A 608-nucleotide genomic window follows, 5' to 3' on the forward strand; every position below is an offset into this window, starting at 1 on the left:
GATCTCGACGCGAAAATTAAGCAGGCCATGAATGTGGATGTGCCAGAGGATCTTGCTGATAAAATCTTGTTTAGCCAAACCTCTAGCGCGCTTGACGAAAAAGTCGTCAAACCCAACTTTGTCCGCAAAGCTATGGCGCTTGCAGCTTCTGTTGCCTTTACCGCAGGTTTACTGGTGGGGCAAATCAACTGGGGTAACATTCTGGTGCCTCCTGCGCAAGCCAGTCTCGCAGATACAGCTATTAAACATGTCATTCATGAAGAGGCATTTGTACGCCATTTAGATGAAAACGTGCCGAGTTCCCAGATCAATGCGAAGATGTCGCCATTTCATTATCAGTTTAGTGACAACTTCCCGTACCACGTTTACTACCTAAACCACTGTGGATTTGGTGAAGCTAATGCTTTACACATGGTTTTTCAGGGTGTAAAGGGCAAAGTAACGCTCTTTATTACGGGAATTTCTAGCCAACAAACGGCAGATTTTGAAAAAGAAGGTATGACAGGTATCGTCCAACCCGTTGGTTCAACCAGCATGATTTTAGTCGGCGAACAAGGTGAAGACATTGACGCTATCGCCACTAAACTGGCGCCTATGCTAAAACCAAT

General features: G+C 45.4%; 1 protein-coding gene. It reads left to right on the forward strand.

Going from position 1 to position 608, the window contains the following annotated elements; all coding sequences use genetic code 11:
• Positions 1-608, forward strand: a 608-nt coding sequence (locus R7Q48_RS28835) for a DUF3379 family protein (RefSeq protein ID WP_318133767.1), incomplete at both ends; no start/stop codon positions are given.

This window comes from Vibrio sp. 378, from assembly GCF_033339435.1.